Source organism: Companilactobacillus sp. HBUAS56275 (assembly GCF_036913655.1).
Lineage (GTDB): Bacteria > Bacillota > Bacilli > Lactobacillales > Lactobacillaceae > Companilactobacillus > Companilactobacillus pullicola.
Genome location: NZ_JAYKKK010000006.1, coordinates 19,647 through 35,673, shown reverse-complemented (window position 1 = coordinate 35,673; position 16,027 = coordinate 19,647). Strand labels below are relative to the sequence as shown.

Genomic DNA, 16,027 nt, shown 5'->3' with positions numbered 1-16,027 from the left:
AAACTATTCTTTAGACGTTGAGATACGAGTTACGCAAAACCTCATTTTGTTAAAAGCTCACCCTTTACGTATTTCACGACAAGCCAAAAATATTTATTTGTAAAAAAACTCATCCGTCAGCAGGATGAGTTTTTCAGTATCGAGACTATTTGATTAATTTTTTTATCGGTAACAGTGTCTCCCTTGTAGTCCCAAGAAAAATTTAAGACCAACTGTCCTTGATCCGTGTTAACCACCAGCAAACGTTCCTTACGACTCAAGGGATGATTAATTGGACCACCTGTTATATTTTGAGTATTCATTATATCTTTACCATCAGAAACGGCAAAAGACCTAATTTGCGATAATGGTAAATACTTGTATTGTTGTACAAACGGCAAATAAATTAATTTTATCCGTTTATTCCAAGTTCCATCATCAACATAATATATTCCTTTAGTATTGATTTTCCAGCCATTGTAGAAATGTTTCAATGACCGTGGGTAAATCACCATACTATCAATTAAAAACGCAACTATGCCGCATAAAGTCGACATCAACGGTTTATTGGGGAAGATCGAAATAACCACTACTCCCACTGCGACACCAAGAAAAATACTGCCTAACAGTGGTTCGAAACTGATTTTTCTAGCGAAACTAAATTCGTTTTCCATATCAATCACCTTGACTGTTTATGACTATGTCTAAGATAGAACTAATTGATCAAATAATCCAAATATAAGTTTTGAAAATGGACACTTTGTAGGGATCAATAATCAACTGAGGTGAACTAAGTATGCCGTCGTCCGCAAAAAATCTGTGGGCCCACAGATTTTTTACTACCTACTGTATTTCTGATTCTATTATTATTTAAAACTACTGTGTTTAGGTAGTCCTCAATTTTATATACTGAAATAAAGTTTATGAGACCTAACCTTGAAAAACATTTAATATATAGGTATCTTTCATCAAATACTAAATTTACTATTTAATACTCCAGAAATATATAAATAGAATCGGACACCAGTCCGGAGCAAGAATTGGGAATGCGTTCAGCTATGAGATCATTGTTACCGGCTCTGCCGGTTACAATGAGGCCGACTTTGGAAATCCATTATTTTGCACGAAGTGTAAAATAATTAGTTTCAAATCGTGCCCATAGCGTTCCAACAGCATTCCCAATTCTTGTGGAGGACGGCAATTTCCCACTATTCAACATAGAACCATGGTTATCAATCAAAACAACACTCAAAACAAAAAATAGCTCAGTCAAAAAATTGACTAAGCTACAGAATTACTTCTTGGGATTTCTCTTAAAAGCTCTACGGACAACCTGAAAGAAGGTCAACGACTTAACAATATGCTCAGGCTTAATATAAACCCTAATAGCACGTAATACTCGCTTAGGGTCTCTAGAAGAAAAAGTAAACATACCATTTTTCTTTGTTTCAATAGCATAACGTGGAATCCACTTACCACCAAACATTACCGAAACAACGACTTGTTTGACTTCTGTCCAAGGGATTTGAATATAGTTTGAAACATCACGGTCATCGTAAAATTCAAATCCTTTATCCCCGACCATGATTTTTCCATAATCGGTCAACCCTAAATGAGAAGTTCCCTCAACAACTAAATCTGATTTTGTATTTAATGATTGGACCATCTGACCGCTCCTTTGTTTTGTTAAAAGTATTATACGGCGGATTCCTTTTATTATCAAAAGTACCGCTACCTTTGTCTAACGAAAATGAGACATCAACTCAAAAACGAATTGATGTCTCATTTTTAATTAGTAAAGCTTTTTGAAAGTTTCGAATTATTACATAACATGTAGAACGTGTAGAAGAACACCTACAACGAACAAGCCAAGAATGATAACAATTGGAGATACTTTCTTCTTTAGTAACCACATGCAGAACAATGTTAGTAGCAAAGCTGCTAAACCAGGGATCAATTGATCCAAGTTATCTTGCAATGTTGTTACTTTATGGGCAGTCAATGATAGACCGTCTTTTTGTTGAATCAAGGCTTCCTTGATTCCTTGTGCACCTGAAGGGATCTTTGACCAATCAATGTATGCACCTTTAGCTAACTTAACAGTTGAAACTGTTGGTGTGAACTTAACAACAACCCAACGGTTAATCAAAGCACCTAGGATAAACATACCTAGAATTGAAGCACCTTTAGTAATGTCTTGTAGAACACCACCAGAAACATCATCTGTAATCTTTGAACCGGCCTTGTAGCCAAGTTCTTGTGTATACCACATGAAGGCCATACGAATAGCATTCCATGCAACGAAGTAGATAATTGGTCCAAGGATATTACCAGTCATAGCCAATGAAGCAGCCAAAGCACCGATAATAGGCTTAACAGTGAACCAGAACACAGGATCACCAATACCAGCCAAAGGACCCATCATACCAACTTTAACACCTTGGATTGTAACATCATCGATAGGAGCACCACTGGCACGTTCCTCTTCCAAGGCCATTGTTACACCAAGAATAGGTGAAGCTAAGTATGGGTGACAATTGAAGAATTCCATGTGACGTTTCAAAGCAGCGGCACGGTCTTCTTTTGTCTTATATAATTTTTTCAAAACTGGAATTAATGAATAAGTCCAGCCACCATTTTGCATACGTTCGTAGTTCCATGAACCTTGTAGGAATGTTGAACGCCACCAAACGGAGATTCTATCTCTTTTAGAAATTTTAACTTGATCTGCCATTTTTATGTGTTCTCCCCTCTTAATAGTTATCTATTATGTCGCCGACTGGATCACCGGTGTTAGAGTTTCCTCCACCATCGTTTGAACCGCCATTGCCACCTGATTTAGATAATTTCAAGTAGATGAGCGCCATAGAAATACCGATAGTACCAAGACCAATAAGTGTTAGATCTGTAACTGTAGCAAGTACGAAACCAATAGCGAAGAATGGCCATACTTCACGACTAGCCATCATGTTGATAACCATTGCGTAACCAACGGCAACAACCATACCACCACCGATTGACAAACCATCTGTCAACCATGTAGGCATAGCATCTAGTAATGATCTAACGGGACCAGCACCAATTGCAAGAATCAATGCAGCAGGAATAGCGATACGTAGACCTTGCATACAAATAGCAACATATTGCCAGAAATCAATTTTAGCAAAACTACCTTCTTCAGCAGCCTTATCCATAATATGAACAATACCAGTTGCTAATGTACGACATAGAATTGTTAGAAGTAGTCCGGCAACAGCCAAAGGAACAGCAATAGCAATAGCTGAACCAACACCCTTTTGTCCTTTACCACCAAGAACAAGAATAATAGCTGAAGCGACAGCTGCCAAAGCAGCATCAGGTGCTACGGCAGCACCGATATTAGCCCAACCTAAGGCGATCATTTGTAATGAACCACCAAGGATAAGACAAGGTAACAATTGACCTGTAACTAAGCCGATTAAAGTACATGCGATAACTGGTTGGTGAAAATGGAATTCATCCAAAATACCTTCCATACCAGCTAGGAATGATACCAAAACGACAAGAATAATCTGAATAGCATTTAATTGCATGATTATTAATCCTCCGTTTTATTTCTTATAAAAGTTAAATCCCTATTTATTTTTATCCAATTCTGCTTGGGCTTTCTTCATAATATTATCAAGATTGTCCTCAGAATCTGTTGGAACCTTACGAACATCAAACTTGATGCCTTGTGATTCCAATTTCTTAAATGTATCAATATCATTTTGATCGAAAGCCAAAACCTTATTAGGTTGAACTTTACCAACTGAGTGAGCCATTGAACCAACATTGATTGTTTTCAATGGAACTCCACCATCGACAGCCTTTTCAACATCTTGTGGTGTTTCGAACAATAGTAATGCACGTTCGCCACCAAAATGTTTATCATCTTTGGCAATTTTGATCATTTGCTTGATTGGGATAACGTGAGCATGAACACCAACTGGTGCAGCTTGCATAATCAATTGTTTACGCAAGTCATCCTTTGCAACGTTATCTGAAACGACAATAATACGTGTTGGTGATACTGACTTAGACCATGCAGTAGCAACTTGACCATGCAATAGACGTGAATCAATACGAGCCAAAACATATTTCATTGAACCAGGTTTACCACCTGAAACGCTTTGTTGTGGAGCAGCTTTAGGAGCAGCTTCCTTAGGTTGTAATGATTCTGGACGAACCTTTACACCATCTTTTGCTGTTTCAATGATATGAGCAGCAATTTCATGTGCAGAATTCATTGACATACGTGAAGCATAAGCTTCGATCAACATAGGCAAGTTAAGACCAGCAACGATAGCCCACTTATCCTTATGTGCTTCGAACAAACCATTTACTTGGTTGAATGGTGTTCCACCCCAAAGGTCAACTAAGAACAAAACTTGCTCTTGATCTTCCAATTTGGAAACAGCATCTTCCAATTTTGCCTTAAGGTCATCAGGCCCCATGCTTGGTTGCAATGTAACGGATTGAACATCTTTTTGTTCACCGAAAATCATTGATCCAGACATCTTAATGCCGTCGGCAAAGTCACCATGGCTTGCAATAATAATTCCAACCATGTTTCTTCCTCCTTATGTTTTATATAATTAAAACGCTTACTTCAACCACCCAATGCGGTCGCCTAAAAAAATAGAATAATATCCTAATAAACCGTTTTAATCTAGCCCACCCTTCATGTGAACCCTTACATAATATCATTTTTTCAGAAAAAAAAACAGTCCTTTTAAAAAAAAGTCTAGACCACATCCAAAATAAATTATCTTTGTGATTTTTAGAGATTTTCCATCGTCCTTTTGGCATATTAATTAGAGCTAATTTAACAAGCTTTCTGATTTTTTATACTTAAAATAAAAATTTTATTTCTGTTCTTTTTGTCCATTTTTGTGGCTGCTTGTGATATTTGAAAGCCGTATTTCATTTTCAAATACTTTCAGTTTTATCGTCCTCTGATACCGAAAGCATGGTAATCTCGTTATTTTCTTTTATATAAATACATTTTTGATAAATGAATTTTCACTTGTTACTTTTGTGTGACATGCTACATCACTGTTAATTTTTAAAATTTTACTATGTAATTTTTTAAGTAAAACAAATCTCATTTGCTGAAATGGTCTGTACCAATGTCTCTTGAATATTTAATTTTTAATATAGAATAAAGAACTTTTTAAAACCAAACAAAAGCAATAAAAAGCGTGATTTTTTTAAATTAATAGGATAATTCACATTTTTGAAACTTCTTTTTGATTATATAGACTCCCCCAACTTGCCATTGACTTAATAACTGGTTCTAAAGTCCTGCCAAACTCCGTCAATTGATAATCTGTTCGCAATGGTTTCAACTGATAAACAGTTTTCTTAATTATTCCATCTTGTTCTAAATCTTTTAACTGTAAGGCAAGCATTCTCCTGGAACAGTCTTTTAGTTCATGTTGTAACTGTCCAAAATGACAAATTTCATTCTGAAACAGATGATAAAGGATCACACTTTTCCATTTGCCAGATATTATTTGCAACGTACTTTCTACTGGACAACCTGCATTGCAATCATAAATATGTCGTTTCATACCCTCACTCCAATCAATCCACACATAAATTACCGTTTTTTAAAATTTGAAGCAACAACATATGACTAGTAACAAAAATTTCACGATTGTTAACTTTCTTCATGCGATTAATACTAAATATCGAGGAGGATTTATTATGAAAGCTATCGGATTTACAGAACATCTACCTATTCAAGATAAGGACAGTTTGATCGAATTTTCGCAGCCTATTCCTGAGGTTAAAGGACACGATCTATTAGTAAAAATATCGGCAGTATCGGTCAATCCGGTTGATGTTGGTGTCAGGAAAAGTGGCTATCGAAAACTTAGTCACCCTAAAGTAATTGGTTGGGATGCTGTTGGAGTGGTCATTGACACTGATAAGGAAGTTACTCTCTTCCATAACGGTGAAAAAGTATTTTATGCTGGCTCCTTTATCAGACCTGGCAGCAATAGTGAATACCAATTGGTTGATGAAAGAATCGTCGGCCACGCTCCCAAAAATTTATCAGACGCTGAAATTGCTGCTATGCCGTTAACATCATTAACCGCTTGGGAGGCACTTTTTGAACAATTAGAAATTTCTCCATATAATAAGGAAACAAACTATCAAAAAACAATCCTGATTATTAACGGAGCTGGCGGTGTTGGTTCAATTGCTACCCAACTAGCACACTGGTCGGGTTTAAAAGTAATCGCCACTGCATCCCGTACTGAAACCATTTCCTGGGTGCGACAAAATGGTGCAGATTTGACTGTTAACCACCGTAAAAATTTGATTACTGAAGTCCACAAATTAGGATTCAAATATGTTGATTACATTTTAGAATTGAATGATCTTGATGGACACTGGGAAGAAATGGCTCAACTCATCAAGCCAAATGGTCGGATAACTTCAATTACTGAGAATCGCCGTCCAATTGATCTCAAGAAATTAACTAAAAAGAAAGCTAGCTTCTCGTGGGAATGGATGTATTCCAAATCCTATTACCAAACACCTGATATGATCACACAACATGAAATTCTTGAGAATATTGCCCAATTACTTGATAACAAGACCATTCACAGTACTTTGACCAAAACTTTGTCCCCTATCAACGTTGATAACTTGAAGAAGGCTCACCAATTAGTAGAAACGAATCATATGATTGGCAAGATCGTTATTAGTAATTAAAAAATCCAGCCGAACCTGCATTCATTTACTTATAGAAACGTTTACTTCAATTACTTGTGGATTTTTTCACAACTCTTCAAGTATAATGATAGTTACAGAAATCACAAAGGAGTGAACTTGATGAAAATTATCATCGCAGGTGCGGGTGCCATGGGTAGCCGCTTTGGAATTATGCTTCATAGAGGGGGCAACGACGTAACCCTAGTTGATGGTTGGCCAGCACACGTTGAGGCTATCCGTCAAAACGGTTTAAAGGCTAACTTTAATGGTGAGGATATTACAGAACAAATCCCTGTAATGCTTCAATCAGAAGTCAAAAGTGACACTAAAGCCGACTTGATTATTTTATTCACTAAGTCAATGCAACTTGCTCAAATGTTGCAAGATGTTAAGCCGCTTATTGCTGAGAATACAAAGATTCTTTGCCTTTTAAATGGTATTGGGCACGAAGATACTATCGAAAAATATATTCCAATGGAAAATATCTTTATCGGTAATACTATGTGGACTGCCGGTCTAGTTGGACCTGGTGAGGTTAAACTATTTGGTAATGGTTCTGTCGAACTACAAAACTTAGGCCAAGATCAAGAAGATGCCGCTAAGGACTTAGCTAAAGTTCTTTCAGAATCTGGTTTAAACGCTAAATATTCAGACAATATTCACTATTCAATTTATCGTAAAGCTTGTGTCAACGGAACTATGAACTGTCTTTGCTCAATTCTTGACGTCAACATGGCTGAATTTGGAGCTACTAAGCCTGCCCATGACATCGTCGTCACAGTAGTAAATGAATTTGCTGCTGTTGCTAAACACGAAGGCGTTGACCTAGATGTTGATGAAGTCGTTGCCCATGTAGAATCTTGCTTTGATCCTGAAACAATCGGTAAACATTATCCATCAATGTATCAAGATTTGATCAACAATCATCGCTTAACAGAAATCGACTACATCAATGGAGCCGTTTCTCGTAAAGGTAAGAAATATCAAATTCCTACTCCATATTGTGATTTGTTAACACAACTAATTCACTGTAAAGAAGATATTCTTGGTGCTAAATAGTTAAATCACAGGAGGATTATTATGAAACAAAAACTAACAGCCAAAGTTTTTCTAAACAAAGTACTATCAGGAACCGCAACCGGTATTATTATCGGATTGATTCCCAATGCCGTTTTAGCTGCTATCTTAAAACTGTTCGGTAACAATCCTTTTGCACTTGCCATCGGTCAAATGGCAATTATCTTTCAACTTGCAACACCACTATTAATTGGAGCCCTAATTGCCCTTCAATTTGAATTCAAACCAATGCCTATGATGGTTGTTGGTGGAGCTGCTTTCGTTGGTTCCGGCGTTATTAAATTTAATGCCAAAGCTCAAGCCTACATCGGAGCTGGTACTGGTGACATCATCAATACCATGCTAACAGCCGCTATTGCTGTCGGATTGATTTTATTGATCGGTGAAAAATTTGGTTCCGTTGCTATCGTCTTAACCCCAATTGTTGTTGGTGTCGGCGCTGGTTTAATCGGATTTTATCTCTATCCATACGTCACTGACATTACTAAGGCTATCGGTGATGGAATCAATTCATTCACTAATTTACAACCTATCTTGATGTGTATCCTAATTAGTTGTGCCTTCGCTACCATCATTATTTCGCCAATTTCTACCGTTGCTATCGGTATGGCGATTCAATTAAATGGTATATCTGCTGGTGCTGCTGCTATGGGTGTCGCCGCTACAACCATCGTTTTAGTTGTCAACTCATGGAAGATCAACAAACCAGGTGTAACAATTGCAATTGCCCTAGGAGCTATGAAAATGATGATGCCAAATCTATTCAGAAAGCCTATCATCCTTATTCCTTGTTTGATAACTGCTGCCATCTCCGCTATCCCTGTTGCTTTGTTCTCCATTTCGGGAACACCAGCTTCAGCCGGATTCGGTTTAGTTGGTCTAGTTGGTCCCTTAGCATCAATGGAAGCTGGCCTAAATATCGCCTTATTGTTAATTAGTTGGTTAGTAATTCCAGTCATCGTATCATTAGTTTTACAATTTATTTTAGAAAAAGTACTTCACCTATACGATCGAAAAGATGTTTTTGAATTCTTAGGTTAAAAAAATAGAGCCCACACATTGTGTGAGCTCTATTTTTATTTAGTCGTAACTTTAACGACTTCATTATCTAACTTAACTTCTTGATTCAAAACATCGTACTTCATGTAGGCAACACTTGGCATATTAGTAATAATTACCATCATGTCCGTCTTCTTACCTGCATCAGTAATCTTCTTCAAGTCAACTTGTGCAAGTTGATCTCCATGTTGAACCTTTTGACCATCAGAAACCTTAATTTCAAATGGTTCACCTTTCAATTGAACGGTATCGATTCCCATGTGAACTAATACTTCTAGTCCATTTTCAGTCTTGATACCTAAGGCATGTTTAGTTGGGAAAATAGTTGTGATCGTACCATCAACTGGAGCCACAATCTTTCCATCGGTTGGAACGACTGCATAACCGTCACCTAACATCTTTTGAGCAAAGGTTGGATCAGAAACTTTTTCAATATCTTCTAGCTCACCGTTGGCGACACTATAAAAGACATCTGTTTCACCAGCTTTAACATCACTGGCTGGTTCTGATTTAGGTTCTGGTTCTTTTTTTGCAGTTGTTGGAGCAGATACAGCAACATTGTTGTCATACAATTTCTTCAAGGCGTCGGCAACAAATTGTACTTCTGTACCAACAACAATTTGAATATTAGTTTTATCCAAGACATTGATTCCTGAAACGTTGGCACTCATAATCTGTGACTTATTAGCTTTTGACGTATCGTCCAATTGTAAACGCAAACGAGTCGTACAATTATCGATCACTTTAATATTATCGTGACCACCGATACCAGCGTAAATTTTCTTAGCAGCAATCATATACTTGTCATCGTCATCAGACGTAACAACTTCGGCACTTTGATCACTTGAATCAACATCTACTGGTTCACGACCTGGTGTCATCAAGTTGAATTTCTTAATAGCAAAATCAAATACAAAGTAATAAATAACTGCCATCACAACACCTTGAACCAGCAACATATAAGGTTTGTTGGCGATTGGCATATGGAAACTCAAAATGTAATCAACTAGTCCAGCACTAAAAGTAAATCCGGCTGTCCAGTGCATGAAAGCAGCAAAGAACATTGATAAACCAGTTAAAACGGCATGGATAACATACAATGGCCAAGCAACAAACATAAATGAGAATTCCAAAGGTTCAGTAACACCGGTAAAGAATGATGCAAAAGCACCGGCCATCATCAAACCAGCAGTGGCCTTCTTACGCTCTGGCAAGGCATTCTTGTAGATAGCTAAAGCCCCTGCAGGAAGTCCGAACATCATAACTGGGAAATAACCAGCTAAGTACATTCCGGTAATACCTTTAGTACCCTTGTTGGCCCAGAAATTACCAATATCATTAATACCAGCAATATTAAATTCAAATACCTGATTTAAAGCTTGGTGCAATCCGGTTGGAATCAATAAACGGTTGAAGAAACCAAATAATCCAGCACCAACAGCACCCAAACCAACAAAGAATTTACCAAAATTAATCAAAGCATCATATAGAAATGGCCAAATGAATAGTAAAACAACTGAAATTAGTAACATTACCAAAGTAGATAAAATTGGAACTAATCTCTTACCACTAAAGAATGATAAAGCCATTGGCAATTTAGTTTCATGAAAACGATCGAACAAGGCTGCAGCAATTAAACCAGCCACAATACCAATAAATACATTTCCAGCAATCGCATTAAAGGCTGGATTGACATCCTTAACGTTAATCCCTTTTAATAAAGCAACATTTTTAGGTGAAAGTACATAAACTGGCACGATATAGGCAACCACACCGGCCATAGCTGAAGCACCGTCTTTGACTTTGGACATCCCAATTGAAAGTCCAACTGCAAACAACAATGCCAACTGACTTAAAATGGCTGTACCACCAATTTGTAAGAATTGTGATAATCCCCAATTCTGTGGTAACCAATGACCGATACCTTCAAGCAACGCTGCAGCTGGTAAAACAGCTACTGGAAGTTGAAGTGATCGACCCATTCGTTGAAGATAGGTTTTCATTTTCCTATTTTCCTCCTTATAAACATAAACATTTTTAACAAAGCTAATAATACTGGTATAGATTCAATACTGCAAGCAATTTATTAATAAAATGTAGAATGTAAGCTATTTAACCGTTTACACCAAAACAATGGACTAGACATTTACAGAATTGGTATACTCCACGATGTTCATAATTAAAATAATCTAATAGTTTTAATAATATTGACATAATGTATAATTCTTGCTATCTTTAGATTACGATATTTGAAGGAGTGAACTTTAACTGAAGACAAATCTTATATATTTCTTGCATCGGATTCGAAGCTGAGTTTTAGCACATTACTTATAAGCAATGCGCTTTTTTTGACCCCAAATTTAAAATTCGAGGAGATGTAAATTGAAACCTAAACCTTATCAAATAGGCTTTGAAAAACTCAAAGAAACATATAACACAAATGAATTTAAACAAGGATTAACTACTTCTGAAGCTAAAAAACGTTTGGCAGAAGATGGTCCTAACAAACTGGAATCACACAAAACACCTAAATGGAAAATGTTCCTACGTCAATTCAACAATATGGTTATTTACGTGCTGATTGCTTCGGTGCTCATTACAGTCTTGATGGGACACTATTCAGACTCGATCATCATTGGATTGGTAGTAGTTATCAATGCTATCATCGGTTATTACCAAGAAGCCAATGCTTCTGATGCCTTAGAAAAAATCAAACAAATGTTATCGATTGAGGCGACTGTTTACCGTGATGGACAAAGAAAAGACGTTCCCGCTGAAGATTTAGTCGTCGGGGATACAGTTTTCTTAGAAGCTGGAGATAACGTTCCTGCCGATCTTAGAATTATTGACTCTGATAATCTAAGAATTCAGGAATCCGCTTTGACTGGTGAATCCAACTCTGTTGCCAAGATTGCTGAAGAATTGTCCGGTGACAACATTCCTTTAGCTGAACAAACTAATATGGCTTTTGCTTCAACTGCTGTAACCAACGGTAGTGGTAGTGGGCTAGTAGTCGGTACGGCTTCTGATACTGAAATTGGTAAAATTTCTCAGGAAGTTAGTGCTGTCAAACAAAGAAAAACACCTCTAATGCAAGTTATCGATAGTTTGGGAACTAAGGTTTCATATGCCATCGTAGCTGCTTCAATCTTGATATTCATTATCGGTTTGATTTTTGATACCTATGCTCTACCCGTTTTAGCTTTAGCGGTTGTTGCCATGATGGTTGGTGCTATTCCTGAAGGTATGCCTGCCACAACTTCAGTTATTTTGGCTAAAGGTGTTAGCGACATGGCTAAAAAGCAAAATACCATTGTCAAAACTTTGCCGGCAGTTGAAACACTTGGTTCAGTAGACGTAGTTGCGACCGATAAAACTGGGACTCTAACTAAGAACGAAATGACTGTTACTGATATTCTGATTGATGATCAAGAATTAACTGTTACTGGAACCGGCTATGAACCAACTGGTGAAATTTTGGATCACGGTCAACCAGTTACTATGAATTCAAATTTAAAATTACTTTTACAAGCTGGATATTACGCCAACGATACCGACCTACTACATGAAAATGGTCAATGGCAAATTAATGGTGAACCCACTGATGGGGCTTTCCTAACGCTTTATCACAAGATTTTTGCTTATGACCAACCTCGTGAATTCGAGGAAGTCGATATTTTACCATTCGATTCCGATTATCGTTATATTGGTAAATTAGTAAAAAATGAACAAGATGAACGTATCCTTTTCGTTAAGGGTGCTCCTGATAAATTGTTAGATATGGCCCGCAAACAAGATTCTAATTTCAACTACGATACTTGGTTAGAAAAAGTTGAACGCTTCTCTAAAGAAGGTAAACGTGTGATTGCCGTTGGTTATGAAAAAGAACCCGACTCTACTAACAAAATCACACATGAAATGATCGTCGACGGTCTTAATTTCTTAGGCTTAGTTGCGATCATTGACCCTCCTCGTGAAGAGGTAATTGAATCGCTTAAAGTCATGCGTAGTGCTGGTGTTGAAGTTAAAATGATTACTGGTGACAATGCCATTACTGCAAAATCCATCGGTCAAAGTTTAGGCTTAGCTGATGAGATCAATGCCATTACCGGTACACAGTGGGATGCTTTATCAGATGATGAAAAAGTTACTGCTGCAGATAAGAATCAAGTTTTTGCTCGGACCACACCAAGTAACAAGTTAGAAATTATCGAAGCTTTACAAAAGAACAATAAAGTAACCGCCATGACTGGTGACGGTGTCAATGATGCTCCTGCCTTGAAACGTGCCGATATTGGTGTAGCCATGGGTATTAAGGGTACCGATGTTGCTAAAGATTCCGCCGATATGATTTTAACTGACGATAACTTTGCAACTATGTCATCGGCTATCAAAGAAGGACGTCGAATCTTCGATAACATTAAAAAGAGTATCCTCTACTTGTTACCAATCTCCTTTTCTGAAGGATTGATTGTCGCCTATGCTATCCTGACAAAACAAGAAATTCCACTTCAACCAACGCAATTACTATGGATCAACATGGTTTCAGCTATCACTATTCAATTTGCCTTGATCTTTGAGCCAGCCGAAGAAGGCATTATGAAACGGAAACCACGAAAAACCGGTAGTAAATTAATGAACCGTCATGATGTTTTCCAAATGACTTACGTAGCAATCCTTATTGCTGCTGTCAGTTTGATAATAGATATCTACCTTAATAACAAAGGTGTTGGCGAAGTTATTTCAAGTACAACAATGGTTAACACTTTAATTATTGGTAAGATCTTCTATCTATTTAATATTCGTACTCCTAAACTGGCTTTATCAAAAGAACTATTCTCTAACTCAAAAGTCTTCGTATTCGTTGGATTGATGATACTATTACAACTCTTCCTAACGTATACACCGTTCATGCAAGAAATATTCTCAACTGGCCCTATCACCTCCCTTGAATGGGGACTCGCTATTGCCGCTGGGGCAATTGTATTAGTAGTTACAGAAATAGATAAGTTAATTAGACTTAAACTCCAGAAATAATAAAAAGATCAATATACGTAGAAATTACGTCATATTGATCTTTTTTTACTTCTCTGAAACTAGTGGATATTTATTATCTAATACGTATCCAAAACCACGTACTGTTTTAATGCAATCCTTAGTCGCAGATCTTGCTGCTAATTTATCTCTTAAATGGCTGATGTGAATATCAACTGTTCGACTAGAGCCGGCCGAATCATAGCCCCAAACCCCTTCTAACAATTGGTCACGACTCAAAACCTTTCCACGATGCTGAACTAGGTACCAAAACAAACTAAATTCCTTAGGTGTCAATCCTATGTCATACCCTTGGTGCGTTACTTTATAATGCTTAAAATCAATCACAATATCATTGTATTTAACTGTCTCAGTCCGATACTCTTGTTTCTTGTTCTTTTTTAAATCATTTGTAATCGAAAAACGATCATATACCCAAAATAACTGTTTTACCTTAGCGACCAATTCTGGATATTCAAAGGGTCTAGTAATAAAACTATCTATATTAATATTGTAAAAAAGTGACCGTTTCTTCTTATCTTTAGCTGGTGCCAAAACAATGATTGGACCTGAAATTTTATTACGTAATGACTTTAGTATCTTCAATGACTGACTCATGCTGGTAATAGATGAATCCCAAAGCAAACCAGCGACTTCTTCATTTTCGACCAGTTTTTCTACTTCATTTGGATCAGTTACATTTCTAATAAACCATCCCTGATTATTAAAATAACCATTGATTTCAATAAAAAGTGACAACTTATTGCTCAACAATACTAGCGGTTGCATCTTATTTATACTTCCTTCCGGTCATTTAATATTGCAAGGGCTGAGACTGCGCAATATTAAAAAGTTTAGAAAAGGTAAATTTTCTTAACAAAAACTAACAACAGCCACTTAACATTTTGATTATAACAATGGAAATAATGTAGGTCATTCACATTGCCTAAATTCATCCATTGTATTTGAATATATACACTTACAATTATTGTTATATTAAGTGGAACCCTTACACCCCTTGCACCAGACAGTTTAAAGACCAATTGTATATTTTTTTGACAACTTTACACAATCTTTACATTAAATAAACAATATTTATACACAGCCGCATTATATTTATATTGTTCGATAAAGAAATTAACCAATACGACTTTGAATAGGGGTTTTAAAAATGAAAAAGAAAACTATCATTTCATTAGTATTAGGAATGGCTGCATTGATGCTAATCCTAACTGGCTGTGGAAATAGCAGTAGTAAGGATTCTTCAGCTGCTTCAAAGAGCAGTAGCAGCAACGAAACATCTGGAAAGGTTACTGCTGTTGGTTCAACTGCCCTACAACCACTTGTTGAAAAGGCTGCAGCAAACTTCCAAAAGAAAAATAGTAAGATCAACATCACCGTTCAAGGTGGGGGTTCTGGTACTGGATTGAGCCAAGTTCAAGACAAATCAGTTCAAATTGGTAATTCTGATATTTTTGCCGAAGAAAAACAAGGTATCGATTCTAAGAAACTTGTTGATCATCAAGTAGCCGTTGTAGGTATGGCTCCAGTTGTTAACAAAGATGCTAACGTTAAGAACCTTACAATGGATCAAGTTAAGAAAATCTTTACTGGTAAGATCACTAACTGGAAAGAAGTTGGCGGTAAAGACGAAAAGATCACCGTTGTTAACCGTGCTAAAGGTAGTGGTACTCGTGCAACATTCGAAGCAGCTGTTCTAAAAGGTGAAGAAGCTGTTAAATCTCAAGAACAAGACTCAAACGGTACTGTTCAAAAGATTGTTGAAAGTACACCAGGTGCTGTAAGTTACCTAGCATTCTCATACATTAATGATAAGATCCAAGCTGTTTCAATCGACAATGTTAAACCAACAGATGCTAATGTTGAAACAAACAAATGGAAGATCTGGTCATATGAACATATGTATACAAACGGAGCTGCTAAAGGTGCCGTTGCTAAATTCTTAGACTACATGAATTCAGACGATGTTCAGAAATCATTAGTTAAAGATATGGGATATATCAGTATTCATAATATGAAAGTTCAAAAAGATTCAAAAGGAACAGTTAGTTCTAAATAAACAAACAGAGGGGACTTCAACCTTGTAAATCTTGGTCGAGGTTCTTTTTGT

The 16,027-nt window shown here is 36.8% G+C and carries 13 protein-coding genes; 5 read left to right on the top strand and 8 right to left on the bottom strand.

Translation table 11 applies throughout. From position 1 onward, the window contains the following. Positions 1 to 116: 116 nt before the first annotated feature. From U8526_RS11235 to U8526_RS11210, 6 genes are all read right to left on the bottom strand, one after another. Entirely contained in the window at positions 117 to 653 is a 537-nt protein-coding gene (locus U8526_RS11235) for a hypothetical protein (protein WP_334342063.1), read from the bottom strand. 620 nt (positions 654 to 1,273) lie between these two features. Further along, positions 1,274 to 1,645, bottom strand: coding sequence for a DUF956 family protein (locus U8526_RS11230; RefSeq protein ID WP_334342062.1), 372 nt, complete (start codon positions 1,643 to 1,645; stop codon positions 1,274 to 1,276). Positions 1,646 to 1,801: 156 nt separating this feature from the next. After that, entirely contained in the window at positions 1,802 to 2,713 is a 912-nt protein-coding gene (locus U8526_RS11225) for a PTS system mannose/fructose/sorbose family transporter subunit IID (protein WP_334342061.1), read from the bottom strand. Between the two features lie 19 nt (positions 2,714 to 2,732). Continuing rightward, a complete protein-coding gene (locus U8526_RS11220) occupies positions 2,733 to 3,551 on the bottom strand; it encodes a PTS mannose/fructose/sorbose transporter subunit IIC (RefSeq protein ID WP_334342060.1) in 819 nt (272 codons plus the stop codon). 42 nt (positions 3,552 to 3,593) lie between these two features. Further along, a complete protein-coding gene (locus U8526_RS11215; RefSeq protein WP_334342059.1) occupies positions 3,594 to 4,568 on the bottom strand; it encodes a PTS sugar transporter subunit IIB in 975 nt (324 codons plus the stop codon). A 660-nt stretch (positions 4,569 to 5,228) separates the two neighbouring features. After that, positions 5,229 to 5,573, bottom strand: coding sequence for a winged helix-turn-helix transcriptional regulator (locus tag U8526_RS11210; protein WP_334342058.1), 345 nt, complete (start codon positions 5,571 to 5,573; stop codon positions 5,229 to 5,231). A 136-nt stretch (positions 5,574 to 5,709) separates the two neighbouring features. On the opposite strand from U8526_RS11210, the gene U8526_RS11205 reads away from it, so the two are divergent. From U8526_RS11205 to U8526_RS11195, 3 genes are all read left to right on the top strand, one after another. Beyond that, positions 5,710 to 6,726 carry a zinc-binding alcohol dehydrogenase family protein gene (locus U8526_RS11205; protein WP_334342057.1) on the top strand — a complete coding sequence of 339 codons (1,017 nt, stop codon included), beginning with the start codon at positions 5,710 to 5,712 and terminating at the stop codon, positions 6,724 to 6,726. A 120-nt stretch (positions 6,727 to 6,846) separates the two neighbouring features. Continuing rightward, positions 6,847 to 7,785, top strand: a complete 939-nt coding sequence (locus tag U8526_RS11200) for a 2-dehydropantoate 2-reductase (protein ID WP_334342056.1) — start codon at positions 6,847 to 6,849, stop codon at positions 7,783 to 7,785. A 21-nt stretch (positions 7,786 to 7,806) separates the two neighbouring features. After that, positions 7,807 to 8,844 carry a PTS sugar transporter subunit IIC gene (locus U8526_RS11195; protein ID WP_334342055.1) on the top strand — a complete coding sequence of 346 codons (1,038 nt, stop codon included), beginning with the start codon at positions 7,807 to 7,809 and terminating at the stop codon, positions 8,842 to 8,844. 35 nt (positions 8,845 to 8,879) lie between these two features. Here the strand turns inward: U8526_RS11195 and nagE are convergent, their stop codons facing one another. Further along, positions 8,880 to 10,865: an N-acetylglucosamine-specific PTS transporter subunit IIBC gene (gene nagE / locus U8526_RS11190; protein WP_334342054.1), complete on the bottom strand. Its 1,986-nt coding sequence runs from the start codon at positions 10,863 to 10,865 to the stop codon at positions 8,880 to 8,882. Positions 10,866 to 11,244: 379 nt separating this feature from the next. Between nagE and U8526_RS11185 the strand changes: the two genes are divergently transcribed. Beyond that, entirely contained in the window at positions 11,245 to 13,899 is a 2,655-nt protein-coding gene (locus tag U8526_RS11185) for an HAD-IC family P-type ATPase (RefSeq protein WP_334342053.1), read from the top strand. A gap of 45 nt (positions 13,900 to 13,944) precedes the next feature. Here the strand turns inward: U8526_RS11185 and U8526_RS11180 are convergent, their stop codons facing one another. Beyond that, positions 13,945 to 14,685 (bottom strand): response regulator transcription factor, encoded by a 741-nt coding sequence (locus U8526_RS11180; RefSeq protein WP_334342052.1) that lies wholly within the window; start codon positions 14,683 to 14,685, stop codon positions 13,945 to 13,947. A 382-nt stretch (positions 14,686 to 15,067) separates the two neighbouring features. On the opposite strand from U8526_RS11180, the gene U8526_RS11175 reads away from it, so the two are divergent. After that, positions 15,068 to 15,976 carry a phosphate ABC transporter substrate-binding protein gene (locus U8526_RS11175; protein WP_334342051.1) on the top strand — a complete coding sequence of 303 codons (909 nt, stop codon included), beginning with the start codon at positions 15,068 to 15,070 and terminating at the stop codon, positions 15,974 to 15,976. Positions 15,977 to 16,027: the final 51 nt, after the last annotated feature.